Here is a 19,635-nt window from a genome sequence, read left to right as displayed (position 1 = left end):
TTCATAAAAGAGCAGCAAGGTTATCACGAACCTGATTGATATAACCGCCGCCAAAAAGATTTACGTGCAGTAATAACGGATATAAGTTCCACAATTTAATCCGTTGTTGCCATCCTTTCTGTAGCGGGAAGTGATGATTATATGCTTCGTAAAACCTTCTATCAAAACCACCGAATAAGGTGGTCATAGCTATATCAAACTCCCGGTTACTAAAACTAACAGCCGGATCAATCAGGTAAGGCTTTCCATGAGCATCTATCAAATAATTACCGCCCCAAAGGTCACCATGTACCAATGCTGGTGGTTCTTCGGTAAACAAACCGGGGAGCTTTTGATAGAGTAATTCAAATAAACGCAAATCAGCGTTTGTAAGCAATTGTTTTGTTTGAGCTATCCTTATCATAGGTTTTAAACGCTCCTCTATAAAAAAATCACTCCAACGCTCGTGCTGCCGATTGCTTTGCTGAAGCGAGCCCATGTAATTATCGGTGTTGAACCCAAAACTATGAGATGTATGCCTGTGCATTTGGGCAAGTTGCTCGCCCAGCGCCTCCGATGCCTTTTGCGTAGTATGCCCGGGTACTATCCATTCCATTAATAAATAGCTTTCCGTATCCGTCTCGCCTTGTAACAGGACTTTCGGCACAGCTATAGTTTGGGTACTGCGGATAGTTTCCAGGCCTTGTGCTTCAAGATTAAACATGCCGGGGAAATTAAAACGATCATTTACTTTTAACAAATAACTTTCTTTGACCGTCTGCAGTTGGTAGACCTGGTTGATACTACCACCGCTAACCGGGCTAACATTTGTAATGACTACGCCCAGCTTCGTTTCAATATCGTTAATAAGTTTCTTCGCAACAGACATTATTTCAGGATAATTAATTTATCAGGATAAACAGTTAATTTATTAGCCGTATGCAATTATCGGTTTAAAAAGTTATTTTTGCGGTTCAATGGAGCATATTCGTAATTTTTGTATCATCGCGCACATCGACCACGGCAAAAGCACACTTGCCGATAGGTTATTAGAATACACTAACACTATAACCCAACGCGAATCGCAGGCACAATTGCTTGACGATATGGATTTGGAACGCGAGCGGGGTATTACTATAAAAAGCCATGCCATCCAGATGGATTATGAGCTTAACGGGCAAAAATATATCCTTAACCTGATAGATACCCCCGGCCACGTAGATTTTTCATACGAAGTATCACGTTCTATAGCTGCCTGCGAGGGCGCTTTACTTATTGTTGATGCGGCACAAGGCATTCAGGCTCAAACCATATCCAACTTGTACCTTGCGTTGGAAAACGACCTGGAGATTATCCCGGTACTCAATAAAATGGATCTTCCGGGCGCTATGCCCGAGGAGGTTAAAGACCAGATTGTTGAGTTAATAGGTTGCAAACGCGAAGAGATTTTGGCAGCATCGGGTAAAACCGGTATGGGCGTACACGATATTTTACGTGCCATTGTCGAACGCGTCCCCGCCCCTGTCGGCGATCCTGAAGCTCCTTTGCAGGCTTTGATCTTCGATTCGGTTTATAACTCTTTCCGTGGTATTGTTGCTTACTTCAAAGTAGTAAACGGCGAGATCCGCAAAAACGATAAAGTAAAATTCTTTGCTACCGAAAAGCAATATATTGCCGACGAGGTTGGTACATTAAAGCTGAAGCAATCGCCCCGCGATGTTATCAAAACGGGCGACGTAGGTTATATCATATCTGGTATTAAAGAAGCACGAGAAGTTAAAGTTGGCGATACCATAACCCGGGTTGACCGCCCGTGCGAAAGCGGTATCCAGGGTTTTGAAGAAGTAAAACCAATGGTTTTTGCCGGTATTTATCCTGTTGATACCGACGAGTACGAAGAATTGCGCGAATCAATGGCCAAACTGCAGTTAAACGATGCATCATTGGTTTTTGAACCGGAATCATCGGCAGCTTTAGGTTTCGGTTTCCGTTGCGGTTTCCTCGGCATGCTGCACATGGAGATTATCCAGGAGCGGTTGGAGCGCGAATTTGATATGACGGTGATCACTACTGTTCCCAACGTATCCTATATCGCCTACACCACCAAAGGTGATCCTATTATTGTAAACAACCCATCAGACCTGCCCGATCCAAGCAGAATTGATTATGTTGAGGAGCCATACATTAAAGCTACCATTATCACCAAATCCGACTACGTTGGGCCGGTAATGTCGCTTTGTATCCAAAAACGTGGCTCGATCGTCAATCAATCGTATTTAACTTCAGACCGCGTTGAGTTGATATTCGAACTGCCAATGGGCGAAATTGTATTTGACTTTTACGATAAACTGAAAACCATATCAAAAGGCTATGCCTCGTTTGACTACCACCAGATAGGTTACCGCCGATCTGATTTAGTGCGTTTGGATATCCGTTTAAATGCCGAGCCGGTTGATGCTTTGTCGTCATTGATATTCAGGGGCAACTCGTACGACTTTGGTAAAAAGATTTGCGAGAAACTTAAAGAACTTATTCCGCGCCAGCAGTTTGAGATTATTGTACAAGCCTCAATTGGTGCCAAGATCATCGCCCGAGAAACGGTTAAAGCTTTGCGTAAAGATGTTACCGCCAAATGTTACGGCGGTGATATTTCCCGTAAACGTAAATTATTGGAAAAACAGAAAAAAGGTAAAAAACGCATGCGCCAGGTAGGTAACGTAGAGATACCACAATCGGCATTTATGGCGGTTTTGAAACTCGATTAAGCCCCCCAGCCCCCTGAAGGGGGAGCTTTTTGATAAGCAAGGTTGGCTAATAACATAAATTATACACTATCGTTCCCCCTTTAGGGGGTTAGGGGGCTATACATGAGACTTCTCGACGGAAAATACGTATCAGAAAAACTTAAGGTTGAAATAGCCGAAGCGGCAGCAAAAATTTTGGCCGAAACTGGCAGGCAGCCACATTTAGTTGCTGTTTTGGTTGGCCACGATGGTGGCAGCGAAACTTATGTAGCCAGTAAAATTAAAAATTGCGAAAAGGTTGGTTTTAAATCAACCCTGGTGCGCTTTGAGGATACGGTTACCGAAGATGAGCTGTTAAAAAAAGTAGAAGAATTAAATGCCGATGCAGACATAGATGGCATTATTGTGCAACTCCCCTTGCCCAAACACATTGATCCGGAGAAAGTAACAGAACGTATCGACCACAGGAAAGATGTGGATGGATTTCACCCGGTGAATCTGGGTCGGATGCAGCGCAACCTGCCATCATTTATCCCGGCTACACCGTATGGCATCACATTAATGCTGAAAGAATATGGTATTGAAACCGCCGGTAAGCATTGTGTGGTTGTGGGCCGTAGTAACATAGTTGGCTCGCCTATGAGTATCTTAATGGCGCGGAATACTACTCCCGGCAATTGCACAGTAACCATTTGCCATAGCCGTACCCCGGATATTAAAAAATTTACGTTAGATGCCGACATTTTGATTGTAGCCATCGGCAAAAAGAATTTCATTACTGCCGATATGGTAAAAGATGGCGTTGTAGTTATTGATGTAGGCATGAACCGTGAAACATCAGCCCTAACCAAATCGGGCTTTAAACTTTATGGCGACGTTGATTTTGAAAATGTAGCTCCTAAAGCCTCGTGGATCACTCCTGTACCAGGTGGTGTTGGCTTAATGACCATTATCGGGCTACTGAAAAACACTTTAGCTTCGGCCAATAAAGAAGTGTATAGTTAGGTTGATTGGGTTGAGTAAGTTAGATTGAGTTGGATTGAGTTGATTAGGTTAGATTAAGTTAGCCGTAATAATATCTCACTTAGTCTAAATATCGTATCCAACTTATTCAACTCAATCCAATCAACTTATTCAACCCAATCTAACTTAATTAACCTATCACTTAAACGCCTGCTTCACCTTATCCCAAAAAGAATTAATGCCGACGTAGATATCGTCGCCCCTTATATCTACAGTATAGGTTTCCAAAAAGTCATTCTGGCCCTCCCCGCCCTTGCCGGTAGTTAGGTTATAGGTGTAACGATGATAAGGGCAAACTATCTTCCCTTTAACGCACAAACCCTGGCTTAGGTCAAACCCGGCATGCGGGCAGTCAATTGCAGTTGCGTAAATCTTGCCCTCAAAGCCCACCAGGCAAATGCTTCTATTTCCGGCTTTAACTTTTTTGATGAATGGTTCAGGAGTATTTTTTATTTCGGCAATTTTATACCAGTTCATAGTTATTCAAAATATTCCAGTTTAGCTTGCCGTTCATCACCATAATAACCAATATCATATACAATTCTGGATAACATTGTTTTAATGGCTATCGTATCTTTCGCGTCGTACATATCATATCGATAAACCAACAGATCGTTCTCCTCACTTAACTTAAACCCTAAATTCCTGAATAAATGAAGTTGATTTGATTCAAGATCGTCCGGATCATCCCCGTCTACAAGATTACTTGCTTTCGTAGAGATATTTAATATTTTTTCCGGCCCCATCTCAAAATCAAGATAAAACGGTTCTCCCCTGTGAGAAAAATTCAACCTCAATTTAGCAAACTTGCCATCTCGTAAATTAAAAAGGGCGTCATCAATATTTTGAGTATCGTTAAAATAAGTATTTGACTTGCGCCTTAATTGCAGAATTTCTTCTTTTTCCGCAAGAAGCCTTTCTTCCCAAAAGGACTTTAAATAAATATCTTCGTCTCTGGTGTAAAAATTCTGCATTCTTTCAAGACGGTTCTCTCTTTCATAAAAAGGGTCTTTAAAACAATTGAGCATAAATAACTGGCTATTAACTTTAATTAATGCCTGGCCATAGTGATGTACATTCAAATATTCATGTTCCTTAATATCTTGCTTTATATGTGATTCGAGTGACAGTTTCTCCGCTTCCAGTATTTCAATAAGTAAGTCGAGTTCAGATTTCATCAGTGGACATGAGTATTTGATCTTAAAAATCGATCTTCAAATTCATGACCGAAGGGTTTTTAATTACCTCGTCCATATTAGTTACCAGCGTAATGCTTCGCCTGTCGGCCGAGAGTACGGCTCTAGGGTTATTGAGTTTTTTTATCGGTTTGGCAAAATTTAACACCACCTTGTAGGGCATATCTATCAGCATGGCTTTAGCCATCATAAAAGTTGATTTTGTTTTCTTTAAAAACGCGTTAAACTTTATCTTATCAACTATGCGGTAAAACCGGTGCGGCGTTATCTCATAGGAGTAATAGTCCTGCCCGGCAACCATTTGTTTAGCATCAAGGGTTTTACTATTGTTCTGCCCGGTTGACAAGGCGCTGATTTGACTATTCAGGGCTATTTTAGATACGTTTTGAAGGTAATATTTAAGGTCGGCAGCATCTTTGGCTTTATGGTTGATTGCAACCTTCATAATGCTTTTCTTCAGGTTCATATTTACAGTAAGGTCGCTGCTTTTTGYCAGTTCAATTTCGGCAGCATTCATTTTTTGCTGCGTGCTATCGGGCATAGCATTGTAAAAATTGAGTGTGGTATCCTTAACTAAACTGAACTGAGGGGTTTGTTTCAATGAATCGGATACCAGGTTTACCAACACCGAAACAGCCTTGCTCATGTCGAAGCCATACGCAACGTTACAGCTGCCGTCGCTTTTAAAGTCATAATGCTCTTCAATATCAACGCATGAACTAAAACATAACAAAGCCAAAAAGATAATTGGAACGTACAGTTTTTTCATGGCGACAATTGTTTTACAAATTAATTATGATTTCATGACGCTAAATTACGATTCAAAACTTATTATTTACAGTTATACAGGCACTTAAATATTGTTTATTTGACAATAAGTACTAACAACCGTATGCCGGGTGTGCAAAACGCATAAACGTTTTACCCTGCGTTTACCATTCAGCTTCACGATTTCGGCTTATTTAGGTACTTTTGCAAAATATTATGGCACACCAAATTCCAGATGATGGCACGCTGCTTCCTTTAATGGAGGAGTTTTATACAATACAGGGCGAAGGATACAACACCGGCAAGGCCGCTTATTTTATCCGCCTTGGCGGCTGCGATGTTGGCTGCCATTGGTGCGATGTAAAAGAAAGCTGGGATGCCGAACTACATCCCCTTACCGCTGCCGATCAGATTGTTGCCAACGCATCCGTACATCCTTCAAAGGCAGTTGTGGTAACCGGCGGCGAGCCACTCATTTATAACCTTGATTATTTAACCAACCAACTGCATGACCGGGGTATAAAAACTTTTATTGAAACATCGGGCGCATACCCGCTATCAGGCGATTGGGATTGGATTTGCCTATCGCCAAAAAAGTTCAAAGCACCAACACCGCAGGTTGCCGAACATGCTCATGAGTTGAAGGTAATAGTATTTAATAAATCGGATTTTGAATGGGCCGAGTATCACGCCAAAATGGTATCGCCCGATTGCAAACTGTATTTGCAACCCGAGTGGTCAAAATCAAAAGAAATGACCCCGCTTATTGTTGATTATGTGATGAACAATCCCCAATGGGAAATTTCGTTGCAAACGCATAAATACCTGAATATTCCGTAATATTTGTAACTTACAATATAAATTATCGTATTGTAGCAGATGAGAGTTGTAATCGTCTTTGCCCTGTTTTTATTCTTTTCTGTTACTGCATGGTCTCAGCAAAGGCAATATTCTACCAAAAACAGTGAGGCAATAAAATATTTTGCCCAGGCCGGTCAAAACCTTGATGAGCATTACTACGATGATGCTATCGAAAACCTGCAAAAGGCAATCGCCGAAGATTCGAAGTTTGTTGAGGCCCATGCCCAGCTTGCCGACGTATTAAAAATGCGGCACCTTTATAAACAGGCAATTGATGAATACCTTAAAGTTATCCAGTTAAATCCTGAATTTAATCGCTCCATTTACCTGCGAATTGGCGAAACGGAAATTTTTGAAGCTAAATACCTTCAGGCACAACAACACCTCGAAAAATATCTCACCTATCCCGATTTAACGCCTCAGAATAATGCGTTGGCCCAAAAACTTATAGCCGATACAAAATTTAGCATCCTGGCTTTACAGCACCCGGTGCCATTTAAGCCGATTAACATGGGCGCCAATATCAATACAGCCGATGATGAGTACCTGCCGGTGGCAACGGCCGATGAAAGTATGCTCATTTTTACCCGTAAGATAAATAAAAACGAAGATTTTTATAAAAGCCTGAAAGTAAAAGGTAAATGGGATACGGCCACCTACCTGAGCAACCGCATTAACACCGACCAATACAATGAAGGCGCGCAATCCATATCGCAGGATGGTAAATACCTTTTTTTTACCGGCTGTAACCGCCCGGATGGCCGTGGCCGCTGTGATATTTATATTGCACAAAAAAGGGGCGATGACTGGGGCAAACCTTTTGACCTGAGCCCACCGATAAATACCCCGGGCTGGGAATCACAGCCATCCATTAGTGCCGATGGACGTACGTTATATTTTGTTAGCAATAAAAAAGGTGGCTACGGAGGCTACGACATATGGAAATCGTCGCTAACAGATAAAGGCTGGGGCGAGCCCGAGAATATGGGGCCAAATATCAATACCTCCTATGATGAGCAATCGCCGTTTATTCATGCCGACGACAGTACCTTTTATTTTTGCTCAAATGGCTGGCCGGGCTTAGGCAACAAAGATTTGTTTGTAAGCAGGCTCGGCAAAGACGGCAAATGGCAAAAGCCTCAAAACCTGGGCTATCCTATTAATACCAATGGCGATGAAAACGGCCTTACACTTACTGCTTACGGTAACTACGCCTTTTTTGCTTCAGATAACCTTAATGGTTTTGGAGGGTATGACATTTATACTTTTGAACTCCCCGCAAGCTTAAGGCCTCATATTGTAACTTATGTAAAAGGCAACGTAAATGATATAAAAACCCATGAGCCGCTGGAAGCCGCCGTTGAGATCATCGATTTGCAAAACAATACGCCGGTTTACCAGGATTACAGCAATGCCAACGAGGGCGACTTTTTGGCTACCATAACATCGGGTAAAAACTATGGACTTAATATTTCAAAAAGCGGCTATTTGTTTTATTCAGATAATTTCTCGCTGGTTGGTTACAAAGAGCAAAAACCTTTTCATATTAAAGCCCTATTATCCCCCATCGAAGTTGGCAATAAGGTAATTCTGAAAAATATTTTCTTTGATACAAATAAGTTCGACCTGCAGGCCGAATCAAAAGCAGAGCTACTAAAGCTTGTTGAATTCTTAAATGTAAACCCAACTGTTCATATCGAAATATCGGGCCATACAGATAACGTTGGCGCTGTTCAGTTTAATCAAACACTATCAGAAAACCGGGCGAAATCGGTTTACCAATATCTTGTTACCAACGGCATACCGGCTGCCCGCCTTGTTTATAAAGGCTACGGCGAAACCCAGCCTATTGCGCCAAATACCACCGACGAAAACAGAGCCAAAAACAGGCGTACAGAGTTCATGATTATTGCGAAATAAAACGGTTGTTGTTGTTAAATCCTATGTTGATTTTGGTACCTTAGGCCAACCAACTATAACCTCAAAAATGAAAACCATTTTATTGTCCTTATTCGGTATAGCGTTTTTTTGCTGTGCCGCTACATTTCAATCGCCTGATGCCGGCAAACCCTGGCAAAATAAAATGCAGCAACTACCTGGCAGGCTGGAGTGTGAATTTTATAATATCGGCGGCGAGGGCGTAGCCTATCATGACAGCGACAGCACCAATAACGGCAGCGGCAAGCTTAACCCTGCCAACGGAACTTTTTTAAATGAGTTCAGGATGACAGAAGGTGTTGATATATCGTACACCAAAGCTCATGACCATATTGACGATAATCCGTACAACAAGGTACCACGCGACATGAACAAATTTTATGTTGGTTGGACACAACCCGGCGAATGGATCAACTACACCGTTAATGTAACCAAATCAGGAACTTATGCTATCGGCGTTTTATATACATCAAATGGCGATGGTGCTATCTCTATAGATGTTGATGGTAAAGATGCCACCGGGCCCATGAAAATAGCATCAACCCACGATAATCAGGATACCACTGCATGGCGGCAATGGCATCATTGGAATGGATCAAACTCCATCGGCTCAATAACTTTAACCAAAGGTGTACATGTGCTAAAGCTTCACATTGTTGCTAATGGTAACATGAACCTGGATTATCTTGATTTTAGATAAGCTGCACATGAATATGATCATCATGCCTTACGGCCCTGCATCCATGAAACCTTATTTTGGGGGTTGTTAACTTTAGCCTTGTCTTTAAATGGGGTTCAATGAATATTTTACCTATTGATTTTTCAGAGGCAAGTATTTCAACCAAATTTTTGGTGCGGTTGCCATCAAATATAAAATTCGCTTTGTTTTTTTGAGGGACGATCTTCATCAGGAAACTATATTGCCAATAACCCTGTTCGCTGCAAAAAGCAGCCGTATTTATTTCATCGGGCTGCGGGGTTTCGCTAATACCATAGCCAATGGGTGATGGCGCAAGGTTTGTAGCTTTTGATGTTTTGCTATCGAGGTAACAAAAGGCAAAATCAAGCTTTTTGCCATCGTTGTGACTTAGGTGGGACATAACGGAAACTTATTAATAAAAGGAAAACTGGCATCCAAATAATTTATAACCGTACCGGGATATCTTTCATTCATTTGCTTGGCGACATCAAAAGCAACGTCTTTTAGCTGTGACCGCACATAGTTACGATTAAAAATACATGTCAGGATATTGAGCGGTTGCAGGTTATTGGTCTTTGTCATCGGCAGCGGCACCCGCCCCAATAACTTAGCCAACGGTGGTACAATTAAAAATGTGCATGCAACATAAAAAAACAGGAACGCAGCAGTTTCGATAGCAAATATGGCATAACGGTTAACAAATTTCTTTTTAATAAAGGCATGCGTTAAAAACGACAACAGGTACACAACCCCACCTATTTGAGTGAACAGCGTTAATATTCCAAAAATCAAAAATATCGCTATCAGTTTTAAAGCTTTTGCCAATTGATTTAAAATTAAGGTTTTTGGCCAATAAAAAAGGGAAACAATGATTGCTTCCCTTTTTTACCTATATCGTTTTATGTTAGTTCCCCATTTCGGATAGGAACTTAATCCTCATCAATTGTACTTCTTCACGGGTATAATCATCGTTACCTAATTCGGCAAGGGCATCATCTATCGAGTCGGCTTCGGCGGTGCGGAAGTAATCAAATACCTCTTCCTGCTTATCCTCATCAATCACCTCATCAATATAATAGTTAAGATTAAGTTTGGTACCCGAGTTAACTATGGTTTCAACTTCTTTCAATATCTCTTCGTAGGTAAGTCCTTTTGAGGCTGCAATGTCATCCAGGTTTAAATGACGATCGATGTTCTGAATAATGAAAACCTTAAGGGCCGATTTGTTGGCGGCACTTTTAATTACCATATCTACAGGGCGGTCAATGTCATTATCGTCTACATATTTCTGAATAAGGTCGGTAAACGGTTTACCAAACTTCAAAGCCTTACCGGCGCCCACTCCCGAAATTTGTTTCAGTTCCTCGGTATTCACCGGATAGTGTGTACACATTTCTTCCAGCGACGGATCCTGGAAAATAACAAACGGAGGCAATCCTTTTTGTTTGGCCAGCTTTTTACGCAGATCTTTCAGCATTTGCAGCAACTGGGTATCCAGGGCGCCACCGCCTTGTTTAGGGCCGTCTGCTTCATCATCGTCATCTGTCCCCTCTATCACATGGTTCATCACAAAACGGATGCTGTGCGGGTTCTCAATAAACGAATTACCAAGCTTGGTTAACCGGAGTAAACCATATTGGTCAATATCTTTTGATAAATAGTTACTGAGTAATGCCTGGCGCAACAACGAATTCCACAGGTTTTTACCCTGCTCCTTGCCCGACCCAAAGTAATCAATGGCATCGTGCTCGTAGTTTTTAATTTGCGCGTTATCCTCACCCATCAATATGCTGATGATGTAATGATCGTCAAACTTCTCGCCAATGTGTTTAATCAGGCTCAGGGCTTTATGCAAATGTTCTTCGCCATCAAAATGATCTTTGTGGCCACAGCAATTATCGCACATGTTATTACAGCCGGCCTCGTTAAAGTTCTCGCCAAAATAATGCAACAACTGTTTACGCCGGCAAACCGACGATTCGCAATAGTCGATAACTTCCTTTAATATCTGTGTGCCAATCTCGCGTTCGGCAACAGGCTTATCTTTCATGAACTTTTGCAGCTTATCAATATCCTTTTCAGAATAAAAAGCAACGCAAACACCCTCGCCGCCATCACGGCCTGCCCTACCGGTTTCCTGGTAATAGCCCTCCATGCTCTTAGGCACATCGTGGTGAATTACATACCTGACATCCGGTTTGTCAATCCCCATCCCGAAGGCGATGGTAGCCACAATAACGTCAACATCTTCCATCAGGAATTTATCCTGTGTATCGGCGCGCACCTTGGGGTCTAACCCGGCATGATATGGCAGGGCTTTAACACCGTTCAGGTTAAGGGCTTCGGCAACCTCTTCAACCTTTTTGCGGCTGAGGCAATAAATAATGCCCGATTTACCCTGGTTTTGTTTTACAAACTTTACAATCTCTTTAATCACGTTACGCTTGGCACGTACTTCGTAAAAAAGGTTTGACCGGTTGAACGATGATTTGTAAATGGTTGCATTGTTCATTTGCAGGTTTTTTTGGATATCCTGCTGAACTTTTGGTGTTGCTGTAGCCGTCAACGCAATGATTGGTATATTATCGCCAATATTACTGATCACCTGCCTTATCTTGCGGTATTCGGGGCGAAAATCGTGTCCCCACTCCGAGATACAGTGCGCTTCATCCACCGCAACAAATGATACCTGGTTAAGGCGTAAAAAATCAATATTTTCCTGTTTGGTTAATGATTCAGGAGCTACATACAACAGCTTGGTTTTGCCGGCCAACACGTCTTCTTTAACCCGGCCAATATCTGCTTTGGTGAGCGACGAATTCAAAAAATGAGCTATACTATCTGAGCCTCCAAAGGCCCTTAACTGATCTACCTGGTTTTTCATCAGGGCAATCAATGGCGAAATTACAATTGCAGTACCATCGCTCATTAGCGCCGGTAACTGATAACACATGGATTTACCACCACCTGTAGGCATAATTACAAAAGTATCATTACCCGCCAGGATATTAGTGATTATCGCTTCCTGCTCCCCCTTAAAGTTGTYGAATCCGAAAAAATTCTGAAGGTTATCAAATAGCGACTTCTTAGTTTCTATCATTATCTTAAATAATCTTAAAGTCCGATTTAAAAGTTTAAAGTAACAAAAATTTATGAATAAACGAGGGATTTACTTTTTAATTTTAATCAAATATGATTATTAAGTGAAAAACATTTTTTTTACCTAATCCATTTTAATCCTTGGCAAATTTAACCTGCTATCGTTTAGTTTTATTTGAGTGATAAATAACAGATTATTATCTATTTTTGTTACTGCAAAACCAAATTTAAATTTCCGTAACAGCGTGTGAGCAAAAAACTATTAAGCTGATAGTTTGATCCTGGGGATTTCYTTTTTTGCTAACGGCCGGTAACAAAATATTTCTGTTATAACCTGTAGATATACACAACTCAATAAAAACCAACCACACCAAAACCAAAATTTTATGAAAATTGCTGTAATTATTGTACGCACACTTGTAGCCCTGATGTTTTTGTTTGCATCTGTAACCTATTTTGCCATGGTTTACTTTCATGCATTTGCTATGCCCCCTGTAACAGGCAATATGAAAGTTTTTAACGACGGATTGGAAGCCTCGGGTTATTTAATGTTGTTTATAAAAATAACCGAATTGGTTTGCGCGCTGCTTTTACTATTTGGCAGGTACGTGGCCCTGGCTTTGGTGGTTTTATTCCCGGTAATGATAAATATCGTTTTAGTGAACGCCTTTTTGTCGCCATCGGGGCTCACTATGGTTATACCACTGCTGGCAGGTGTATTATTCCTGGCTTATACACAACGCGATAAGTACGCGCCTTTATTTACAGCAAAATAAACAATTGGGCGATTAGTTTTAAGTTGAAACAAAATCCGCTGTTGTCAATTGTTATAATAAAAGGAAATTATCATGTTAAAAGAAAGCAAAGCATTCAGTGGTTTTTCGGTAAACGACATTGCCAAAGCAAAGGAATTTTATGGTAAAACATTAGGCCTCGAAGTAAAGGAAGACGTCTCGATGCCAGGCATTTTACACCTGGAAATTTTGGGCGGCAACGCAATTGTAATATACCCCAAGCCTAATCATGAGCCAGCCACCTTTACCATACTTAACTTCCCGGTACCGGATGTTGAAAAAGCTGTAGACGAATTAACAACCCGCGGAGTTAAATTTATTGTTTACAACGAAGAAAACTTCAAAACCAATCAAAAAGGCATATTTACAGCCGGCGGTCCCGTAATAGCCTGGTTTAATGACCCGGCGGGTAACATCCTGTCGGTTATTGAAGAAGCTAAAAGCTAAATAAACAAAGCCGGAAATTAGCTTAAAATAGCCTGAAGTCGTAAGCCCGAAGTAGTAAGTAAAACTAACTTCGGGCTTACGGCTTAACCGGCAGCCAATATATTGTCTGTGGGTTTCTTTTTTAGTATCAATGCGGTAATAACTGCTACAATTAATCCTACAGGCAAAATCTCCATATAAGTAAACAACACCACAAAAACAGGGTTCTTGTACATTTGCTTATAGGTATCCATTTTAGCGGTCTGTTCGCTAAGTTCTTTTGCACTTGCACCGCTGGCCCTGGCTTCGGTGAGTGTATGGGTTGCGTACTTTTCCATAAAATCGGGCATAAATTTATAGTAGATGATTAGCCAGGTAACCACGTATAAGGTAGATGCGATGAGCGAAATATATAGCCCTATCATAAAACCCTTCCCAAAGGTGATTTCGCCGCCGTTATATTTATCCCTGTAGTTTTTAACAGCTACAAATATCATCGAGAACGCGATGAGCATGGTAGCGTACCCTAAGTACATGTTGCCGTGGGTTTTTCCATCGGCATAACACATGGTTACAGTCACACCCATCAGGGCGGAAACTATGGCGCCTGCAATTAGCCCAAAAGTGATTACATTTTTTCTCATCGTTTTAAATATTTGGTACAAATTTGAAGGTTTGTGATTAAGCAGCAGTCATACTTTAGGGTGATTTCGAACAAATCACCCTAAAGTAGCAGCTTTTCAGGCAATGATTCCCAGCTTTTTAGCTTTATCAACAGCCTGGGTACGGCGTTCAACGTCAAGTTTCCAGAATAAATTTGACGAGTGGGTTTTAACGGTATTTAACGAAACAAACAACCGGGCAGCAATTTCCTGGTTACTTAAACCGCTGGCCATTAATTGCAGTACTTCCACTTCACGTTTGCTTAAATTGAGTTCGGCTAATGCGGTTTCGTTTAAAACAAAATTATCGCTTGGGTAAACGTAAACCTCCTTCTCAACCTGTATGGTTTTTACTTTTGGCGAACTTAGCTTTAATGCCAGCCAGATACCCAGCGATGTAAAAATAATGGCTATGGCACCAATATAAATCTCAAGGGCGTGGTCTATGATAATAAAACGATACTCCAGCCACCGCATTAAAAACAGCAGCACGGCGAGCGAGCCCCCATAAATAATAATATACTTATTTTTTGCAAACCGGTTCAAATGCTTTTCATGTTATTCCCTTCAAAAATATAAAATAGCAGTTCAATGTCTATGTAATATCAAATAGCACAGGGTTAAAAAATATCAACACATCAGGTATTTTTTTCCCTTTATTAAAAGCATCTACCCAAAATGGGAATATATTCCTCAACTGTAGATAGGATTCAGCTATAATAACCTAAACGAAAGCTATATTAACGCCTTAATTAATAGCTAAAAGCCTTGTTAGCAAATAAAAGCATTATTGGTGCCTTAGGTAAAATTTTTATCTGTATTTTCGGTACAGTAATTGACTTAATGCGGACAAACTGGTTACCTGTGTAAAGATTTTTAGGAAATTACACTAAAAACAAAACTCTCGTCATCATTTTAACGTACACCCGATTACTTTGAAAACCATTAAAAATATAGGAATTTTAATACAATTAAAACCTGGCCTTTGCCCGAAATCATTATTAGTTTATATGTTTTAACTGCTTTACCAGATTCCCGAAATTAACCATATGAAGAAAACATTACTGATTGTCGATGACGATTTAAGCATACTAAAGTTACTCAGTTTTATCCTTTCTAAAGATTATGATTGCGTTGTTAAAAACAACGGCATTGATGCATTTGGATGGCTGGAAGAAGGGCATTTTCCAGACCTGATTCTTTCTGACCTTCAGATGCCCTATTTTGACGGGCAGTCATTTGCCAAAAATGTTAAAATAAGTGGTTTTTACCGGGATATCCCGGTGTTGTTGTTGTCTGCGGCACATGACCTGGATGAACAGGTAAGCAAAATGCCTTTTAAAATTGACGGCTACATGCACAAACCCTTCAAACCAAACGAACTAAAGTCAGCAATTAACCAACTTCTACAAGTTTATGAATCATCAAACGTCTGATTGGAACGAAAATTCCGGTTCGCACATCAGGATCGCTTATGCAGGGTTGGAATTAAAAGACCAGATATTAAGCGGCCTTAGCAACTTTAATCTCATTTGTAATGATACCATCACTCAGCTTGATGTTTACCTGGGCGAGCAGTCTATTTTAACAGTTCCGGATATCATCCTGATGGAGATTGATAAAGAAGGCAAATGTTTTGCACTGGTAGAATCTATAAAACGAAGCTTTTTACTAAATGGCTCTATCATCGTTTTGCTATCAACCCAAAATGATAAAGCCCTAAAACAAAAAGCGCTGCAATTAAGGGTACATGATTATTACAGTGTTCCGTTTTCTGTTGATGATTTGCGCGAAAGGTTAAACTTCCTGGTAACTTTTAAGCTGATAAAGCCAAAATTGCTTGAGTTATCAAAAGAAGTTGATACAACTTACAAGATGCCTTTTGGAAAACGTGTTATTGACCTGGTTATATCAGGCTCAATGCTTTTCTTCCTATCCCCCATTTACCTGCTTGTAGCCATAGCCATTAAGTTAGATTCAAAAGGGCCGGTATTTTATAAAAGCAAAAGGGTTGGCACAGGGTACAAAGTGTTTGATTTTTATAAATTCAGGTCGATGCGCACCGATGCCGATCAGCTATTGGCTAAACTATCTACCGAGAACAACCAGTACGCAACCGAAGGCGGAGCCAGTAAAGCAGCTTTTGTAAAAATCAAAAACGATCCGCGTATTACCAGGCTTGGTAATTTTTTGCGCAACTCCAGTCTCGACGAACTTCCACAGCTTTTCAACATCCTCAGGGGCGATATGTCTGTAGTAGGTAATCGCCCTTTGCCTGTTTATGAGGCCGAGATGCTTACATCCAACGAATGGTCTATGAGGTTCCTGGGCCCCGCGGGACTTACCGGCTTATGGCAGATTAGCAAACGCGGCAAAGAAGATATGTCTGAAAGAGAAAGAAAGAAATTGGATAACTTTTATGCTCAAAAGTATTCTATTTGGTTAGATTTACGGATTATTGTAGGTACTGTACCCGCTCTCTTTCAAAAAGAAAAAGTATAAATTAATGAACAGAAATATAGTAGTTGCTTGCTTTTTGTTAACCATTACACTGTTTTCCAGGCAGGTATGTGCCCAGGAGACTTTTATAAACACTGTAAACATGACATACCTGGATAAACTGATAGCGACAGCTAAAAAGAACTATCCGGAGGTAAAGGCAAAGCAAAGCCAGGTAAAAATAGCCCGCAGCACTTACAATCAAACAAAATTTGCGTGGGTGGATGGCTTAACGGCATCGTACATTTACAGCCCGCAAAATCTAGTTAACCAGGCCAAGCCAAGCATATTTAAAGGCTATCAGTTAGCCCTAACGCTTAATATAGGCCAATTGCTTAGAAACCCATCTAATACCAATATTGCAAACGAATCATTTAAAATAGCCCAATACCAGCAAACAGAATATATGCTTAGTCTTGAAGCGCAGGTAAAAAGAAACTATTTTGCGTATTTGGCTGCTATGGCCGAATTGAGGCTTCGCTCGGGCGCGGTAACAGACGCAGGGACTGCTGTTAAACAGCTTAAATACGCATTTCAAAAGGGAGAAACCACATTCCAGATCTATAACGAGCAATTGAACGCATATTACAACCAAAATGCGTTTATGTTACAGGCTGAATTGGCCACCTGGACCGCCAAAACAAACCTGGAAGAGCTATTAGGAATTAAACTGGAAGACGTAAAGTAAAATGGAGTTAAGCTTTTTTTTAAAACTATTAAAAAAATACCGGTTAGTACTCATTTTTATACCACTTATAACAGGTATAGGTACCTTCTTTTTAGTTAAAAAACTGCCCGATACCTATATTTCGCATGCGCAAATTGCTACGGGTATAATTGATGCATCGCGGCACCTGCTGGATAAAGATGCAAACGCAAGTCTCCAAACCCAACAGGCATTCAGCGAGTTTAGTAACCTGATGGCCATCATGAAGCTTAAGCGGATAGTGAGCCAGGTTTCCTACTCGCTAATAATACATGACTTAAAGTACCCTACCTACCCGTATAGCAAACCAAGCCAGATGCTTGCAGAAATGGCCGAATACCAGCGCGACGCCGCGCTAAAGCTTTTTGAGTACAAATTCAACCACTTTGAACCCCTGTTGCTTTATAACAAACAGGAGCGCATTTTGAACGACCTCCTGCATTCCATGAAATATGATGACGAATCCTTGCGCAAGGACCTGATTATTTACCGGGACGAAGACAGCGATTTTATAACTATAACTTATAATTCGGCCAACCCGGAATTATCTGCAGATGTGGTTAATATATTGTGTACCCAATTTATCAACTATTATTCAGAAGCCGTAAAGAAAAACCAATCCAATGCCGTTTCATTTTTATCCGAGCTGTTAGTTCAAAAAAGAAACGCCCTTCGTGATAAAACGGCACAATTGCAAAAATACAAAATAGACAACGGAATAATAAACCTTGAAGAACAGTCAAGAGCCATCTTTAGCCAGATAATTAGCTATAATGACAAAAAACAGGATGCAGAAAAAGAAATTGCATCATATGACGGGACACTAAAAAAGATTGACAGCAGGTTTGATCCCGGCGACAGAAAATATTTTGAGTCGGTATCAAGCAAAATTAACCAGGCTATTACAGTAACCCAGGATGAACTTCATAATACTCAAAACAGGTACATCCGCAGCAATTACGATCCTAAATATAAGCCTGCTCTTGATTCGCTTCAAAAATCATTATCGGCTCAAATAAATGTCTCATCAGACCAATATATTACCAATCCGCTTACTCATAAAGACGACTTGGTTAAGCAAAAACTGGGCCTTGAAATAGCACGCGACCTGGCCAAATATGGCCTGCAATCTATCAATACCGAACTGGCCAAACTGAACGCCAAATTTGCAAGCCTGGTGCCGTTTGATGCCAAGGTAAAAACTTACGATTTTGACATCAACATTGCCAGCCAGGAATACCTTGACGTGTTGAATAAATACAATGCTACCAACCTTAAGTCGAATTTCAACATCGAGTTGATACAGGTAGAGAAAGCCGAACCCGAAGCCCCGCAGCCATCCAAAAAGATGCTGCTGATAGTTATTAGCGTTGTGGTAACGTTTTTTGGCTGTGTGTTTATATTGTTCCTGATGTTTTATTTCGATAATACCATAAAGGAGCCGGCCCAGCTTGTAAATAAAACCCAATTACCACTACTGGGCTACCTGAACAGGATACCTGGCACCGACCTGGATATCAGAAAACTTTGGGATATTGAAAACAGGGATAAAATGCAACAATATAAGGATTTGCTGCGATCTGTAAGGTTTGAGATTGACCAGGAATTACGCGGAGAAAAAATAGTAGCTATTACCAGTTTAAGCCCGCATGAGGGTAAAACACTTTTTGCGGCAAGCCTGGCATACTCCTATGCTATGATCAATAAAAAGGTTTTATTGATTGATGGAAATTTTGACAGGCCGGATTTAACAAATGCACTACACCCTTTGCTGTTTTTAGAGGATTATTTTAAAAACAATCCGCACAACAGTATAGATGTAAACAGCAGCGTGGCTACTACCCTGGGTAACCATGGCAGCGATGTTACCCTGCTTGAAATTGCCGATGAAGCCTTTATTAAAAACCGGTTTGACGACTTAAGGTCAAAATATGATATTATTATTATTGATACAGCTCCGTTAACTGCCTTAAATAAATCAAAGGAATGGTTACTGTTTGCCAACAAAACTATTGCCATTTTTGAGGCAAATAAAGAACTGACCAACACGCAAAAACCTCACCTGGCATTTTTAAAAACGTTGGGAAGCAAGTTTGGCGGATGGGTGCTTAATAAAACAACGGCAAATAAAAAGAGAACATAACCCTGTATGAGGCATTTGCCGGTTTATTTTGAACCAGGGTAATTTTAGCTTTAGTATTATGAGAATAGATCCCATTGAAGCAAAGCGAGACCCCTTT

General features: G+C 40.7%; 20 protein-coding genes. 11 read left to right on the top strand and 9 right to left on the bottom strand.

Annotation, left to right across the window (positions count from 1 at the left end; translation table 11 throughout):
* Nucleotide 1: 1 nt before the first annotated feature.
* Nucleotides 2-868 carry a fructosamine kinase family protein gene (locus AC1DV1_RS10200; protein WP_477358378.1) on the bottom strand — a complete coding sequence of 289 codons (867 nt, stop codon included), beginning with the start codon at nt 866-868 and terminating at the stop codon, nt 2-4.
* Between the two features lie 88 nt (nt 869-956).
* On the opposite strand from AC1DV1_RS10200, the gene lepA reads away from it, so the two are divergent.
* Both lepA and AC1DV1_RS10190 read left to right on the top strand, forming a co-directional pair.
* A complete protein-coding gene (lepA, locus tag AC1DV1_RS10195; protein WP_477358376.1) occupies nt 957-2,744 on the top strand; it encodes a translation elongation factor 4 in 1,788 nt (595 codons plus the stop codon).
* A gap of 102 nt (nt 2,745-2,846) precedes the next feature.
* The gene (locus AC1DV1_RS10190) at nt 2,847-3,728 is read left to right on the top strand and encodes a bifunctional 5,10-methylenetetrahydrofolate dehydrogenase/5,10-methenyltetrahydrofolate cyclohydrolase (RefSeq protein ID WP_477358374.1); all 882 of its coding nucleotides are present in this window, start codon (nt 2,847-2,849) and stop codon (nt 3,726-3,728) included.
* Between the two features lie 156 nt (nt 3,729-3,884).
* Here the strand turns inward: AC1DV1_RS10190 and AC1DV1_RS10185 are convergent, their stop codons facing one another.
* From AC1DV1_RS10185 to AC1DV1_RS10175, 3 genes are read right to left on the bottom strand one after another with little or no spacing between them, the layout of a single operon-like run.
* A complete protein-coding gene (locus AC1DV1_RS10185; RefSeq protein ID WP_477358372.1) occupies nt 3,885-4,223 on the bottom strand; it encodes a Rieske (2Fe-2S) protein in 339 nt (112 codons plus the stop codon).
* Between the two features lie 2 nt (nt 4,224-4,225).
* Nucleotides 4,226-4,924 carry a hypothetical protein gene (locus tag AC1DV1_RS10180; RefSeq protein ID WP_477358370.1) on the bottom strand — a complete coding sequence of 233 codons (699 nt, stop codon included), beginning with the start codon at nt 4,922-4,924 and terminating at the stop codon, nt 4,226-4,228.
* A gap of 22 nt (nt 4,925-4,946) precedes the next feature.
* On the bottom strand, nt 4,947-5,711 hold the full coding sequence (locus tag AC1DV1_RS10175) for a hypothetical protein (RefSeq protein ID WP_477358368.1): 765 nt from the start codon (nt 5,709-5,711) through the stop codon (nt 4,947-4,949).
* Between the two features lie 215 nt (nt 5,712-5,926).
* Here AC1DV1_RS10175 and AC1DV1_RS10170 point away from each other — a divergent pair, with 215 nt between their 5' ends.
* The 3 genes from AC1DV1_RS10170 (at nt 5,927) to AC1DV1_RS10160 (ending at nt 9,209) form a co-directional block, all read left to right on the top strand.
* Nucleotides 5,927-6,550 carry a 7-carboxy-7-deazaguanine synthase QueE gene (locus AC1DV1_RS10170; protein WP_477358366.1) on the top strand — a complete coding sequence of 208 codons (624 nt, stop codon included), beginning with the start codon at nt 5,927-5,929 and terminating at the stop codon, nt 6,548-6,550.
* Nucleotides 6,551-6,589: 39 nt separating this feature from the next.
* Complete coding sequence (locus AC1DV1_RS10165; RefSeq protein WP_477358363.1) at nt 6,590-8,491, top strand: OmpA family protein; 1,902 nt, start codon at nt 6,590-6,592, stop codon at nt 8,489-8,491.
* Between the two features lie 67 nt (nt 8,492-8,558).
* Nucleotides 8,559-9,209, top strand: a complete 651-nt coding sequence (locus AC1DV1_RS10160) for a carbohydrate-binding protein (RefSeq protein ID WP_477358361.1) — start codon at nt 8,559-8,561, stop codon at nt 9,207-9,209.
* Here the strand turns inward: AC1DV1_RS10160 and AC1DV1_RS10155 are convergent.
* The 3 genes from AC1DV1_RS10155 to recQ all read right to left on the bottom strand — a co-directional run bounded on the left by AC1DV1_RS10155 (nt 9,202) and on the right by recQ (nt 12,306).
* On the bottom strand, nt 9,202-9,609 hold the full coding sequence (locus AC1DV1_RS10155; protein ID WP_477358359.1) for a hypothetical protein: 408 nt from the start codon (nt 9,607-9,609) through the stop codon (nt 9,202-9,204). The genes AC1DV1_RS10160 and AC1DV1_RS10155 overlap by 8 nt on opposite strands.
* Nucleotides 9,597-10,034, bottom strand: coding sequence for a hypothetical protein (locus AC1DV1_RS10150; protein ID WP_477358357.1), 438 nt, complete (start codon nt 10,032-10,034; stop codon nt 9,597-9,599). The genes AC1DV1_RS10155 and AC1DV1_RS10150 overlap by 13 nt, the downstream gene beginning before the upstream one ends.
* 79 nt (nt 10,035-10,113) lie before the next feature.
* The gene (gene recQ / locus AC1DV1_RS10145; protein WP_477358493.1) at nt 10,114-12,306 is read right to left on the bottom strand and encodes a DNA helicase RecQ; all 2,193 of its coding nucleotides are present in this window, start codon (nt 12,304-12,306) and stop codon (nt 10,114-10,116) included.
* A 388-nt stretch (nt 12,307-12,694) separates the two neighbouring features.
* On the opposite strand from recQ, the gene AC1DV1_RS10140 reads away from it, so the two are divergent.
* Both AC1DV1_RS10140 and AC1DV1_RS10135 read left to right on the top strand, forming a co-directional pair.
* Nucleotides 12,695-13,084 (top strand): DoxX family protein, encoded by a 390-nt coding sequence (locus tag AC1DV1_RS10140; RefSeq protein WP_477358355.1) that lies wholly within the window; start codon nt 12,695-12,697, stop codon nt 13,082-13,084.
* A 72-nt stretch (nt 13,085-13,156) separates the two neighbouring features.
* Nucleotides 13,157-13,549 (top strand): VOC family protein, encoded by a 393-nt coding sequence (locus AC1DV1_RS10135; protein WP_477358353.1) that lies wholly within the window; start codon nt 13,157-13,159, stop codon nt 13,547-13,549.
* 83 nt (nt 13,550-13,632) lie between these two features.
* On the opposite strand, the gene AC1DV1_RS10130 is transcribed toward AC1DV1_RS10135, so the two are convergent.
* Nucleotides 13,633-14,172, bottom strand: a complete 540-nt coding sequence (locus tag AC1DV1_RS10130) for a DUF4199 domain-containing protein (RefSeq protein WP_477358351.1) — start codon at nt 14,170-14,172, stop codon at nt 13,633-13,635.
* Nucleotides 14,173-14,268: 96 nt separating this feature from the next.
* Nucleotides 14,269-14,736 (bottom strand): response regulator transcription factor, encoded by a 468-nt coding sequence (locus tag AC1DV1_RS10125; RefSeq protein ID WP_477358349.1) that lies wholly within the window; start codon nt 14,734-14,736, stop codon nt 14,269-14,271.
* Between the two features lie 503 nt (nt 14,737-15,239).
* On the opposite strand from AC1DV1_RS10125, the gene AC1DV1_RS10120 reads away from it, so the two are divergent.
* From AC1DV1_RS10120 to AC1DV1_RS10105, 4 genes are read left to right on the top strand one after another with little or no spacing between them, the layout of a single operon-like run.
* Entirely contained in the window at nt 15,240-15,626 is a 387-nt protein-coding gene (locus AC1DV1_RS10120; RefSeq protein ID WP_477358347.1) for a response regulator, read from the top strand.
* Entirely contained in the window at nt 15,607-16,692 is a 1,086-nt protein-coding gene (locus tag AC1DV1_RS10115) for a sugar transferase (protein ID WP_477358345.1), read from the top strand. Before AC1DV1_RS10120 ends, AC1DV1_RS10115 begins: the two co-directional genes overlap by 20 nt.
* A 4-nt stretch (nt 16,693-16,696) precedes the next feature.
* Nucleotides 16,697-17,377: a TolC family protein gene (locus AC1DV1_RS10110; protein WP_477358342.1), complete on the top strand. Its 681-nt coding sequence runs from the start codon at nt 16,697-16,699 to the stop codon at nt 17,375-17,377.
* A 1-nt stretch (nt 17,378) separates the two neighbouring features.
* The gene (locus AC1DV1_RS10105) at nt 17,379-19,538 is read left to right on the top strand and encodes a GumC family protein (RefSeq protein ID WP_477358340.1); all 2,160 of its coding nucleotides are present in this window, start codon (nt 17,379-17,381) and stop codon (nt 19,536-19,538) included.
* The last annotated feature ends 97 nt before the right edge of the window (nt 19,539-19,635 follow it).

This window comes from Mucilaginibacter sp. P4_D1 (assembly GCF_056401935.1).
The sequence above is the reverse complement of the archived record's forward strand: the minus strand, read 5'-3'. Positions and strand labels throughout refer to the sequence as shown.

Excerpts from the sequence above, each read along its gene's own strand:
- AC1DV1_RS10200 (WP_477358378.1), bottom strand. The coding sequence starts at position 868 with ATGTCTGTTGCGAAGAAACTTATTAACGATATTGAAACGAAGCTGGGC.
- lepA (WP_477358376.1), top strand. The coding sequence starts at position 957 with ATGGAGCATATTCGTAATTTTTGTATCATCGCGCACATCGACCACGGC.
- AC1DV1_RS10190 (WP_477358374.1), top strand. The coding sequence starts at position 2,847 with ATGAGACTTCTCGACGGAAAATACGTATCAGAAAAACTTAAGGTTGAA.
- AC1DV1_RS10185 (WP_477358372.1), bottom strand. The coding sequence starts at position 4,223 with ATGAACTGGTATAAAATTGCCGAAATAAAAAATACTCCTGAACCATTC.
- AC1DV1_RS10180 (WP_477358370.1), bottom strand. The coding sequence starts at position 4,924 with ATGAAATCTGAACTCGACTTACTTATTGAAATACTGGAAGCGGAGAAA.
- AC1DV1_RS10170 (WP_477358366.1), top strand. The coding sequence starts at position 5,927 with ATGGCACACCAAATTCCAGATGATGGCACGCTGCTTCCTTTAATGGAG.
- AC1DV1_RS10165 (WP_477358363.1), top strand. The coding sequence starts at position 6,590 with ATGAGAGTTGTAATCGTCTTTGCCCTGTTTTTATTCTTTTCTGTTACT.
- AC1DV1_RS10160 (WP_477358361.1), top strand. The coding sequence starts at position 8,559 with ATGAAAACCATTTTATTGTCCTTATTCGGTATAGCGTTTTTTTGCTGT.
- AC1DV1_RS10155 (WP_477358359.1), bottom strand. The coding sequence starts at position 9,609 with ATGTCCCACCTAAGTCACAACGATGGCAAAAAGCTTGATTTTGCCTTT.
- AC1DV1_RS10140 (WP_477358355.1), top strand. The coding sequence starts at position 12,695 with ATGAAAATTGCTGTAATTATTGTACGCACACTTGTAGCCCTGATGTTT.
- AC1DV1_RS10135 (WP_477358353.1), top strand. The coding sequence starts at position 13,157 with ATGTTAAAAGAAAGCAAAGCATTCAGTGGTTTTTCGGTAAACGACATT.
- AC1DV1_RS10130 (WP_477358351.1), bottom strand. The coding sequence starts at position 14,172 with ATGAGAAAAAATGTAATCACTTTTGGGCTAATTGCAGGCGCCATAGTT.
- AC1DV1_RS10120 (WP_477358347.1), top strand. The coding sequence starts at position 15,240 with ATGAAGAAAACATTACTGATTGTCGATGACGATTTAAGCATACTAAAG.
- AC1DV1_RS10115 (WP_477358345.1), top strand. The coding sequence starts at position 15,607 with ATGAATCATCAAACGTCTGATTGGAACGAAAATTCCGGTTCGCACATC.
- AC1DV1_RS10110 (WP_477358342.1), top strand. The coding sequence starts at position 16,697 with ATGAACAGAAATATAGTAGTTGCTTGCTTTTTGTTAACCATTACACTG.
- AC1DV1_RS10105 (WP_477358340.1), top strand. The coding sequence starts at position 17,379 with ATGGAGTTAAGCTTTTTTTTAAAACTATTAAAAAAATACCGGTTAGTA.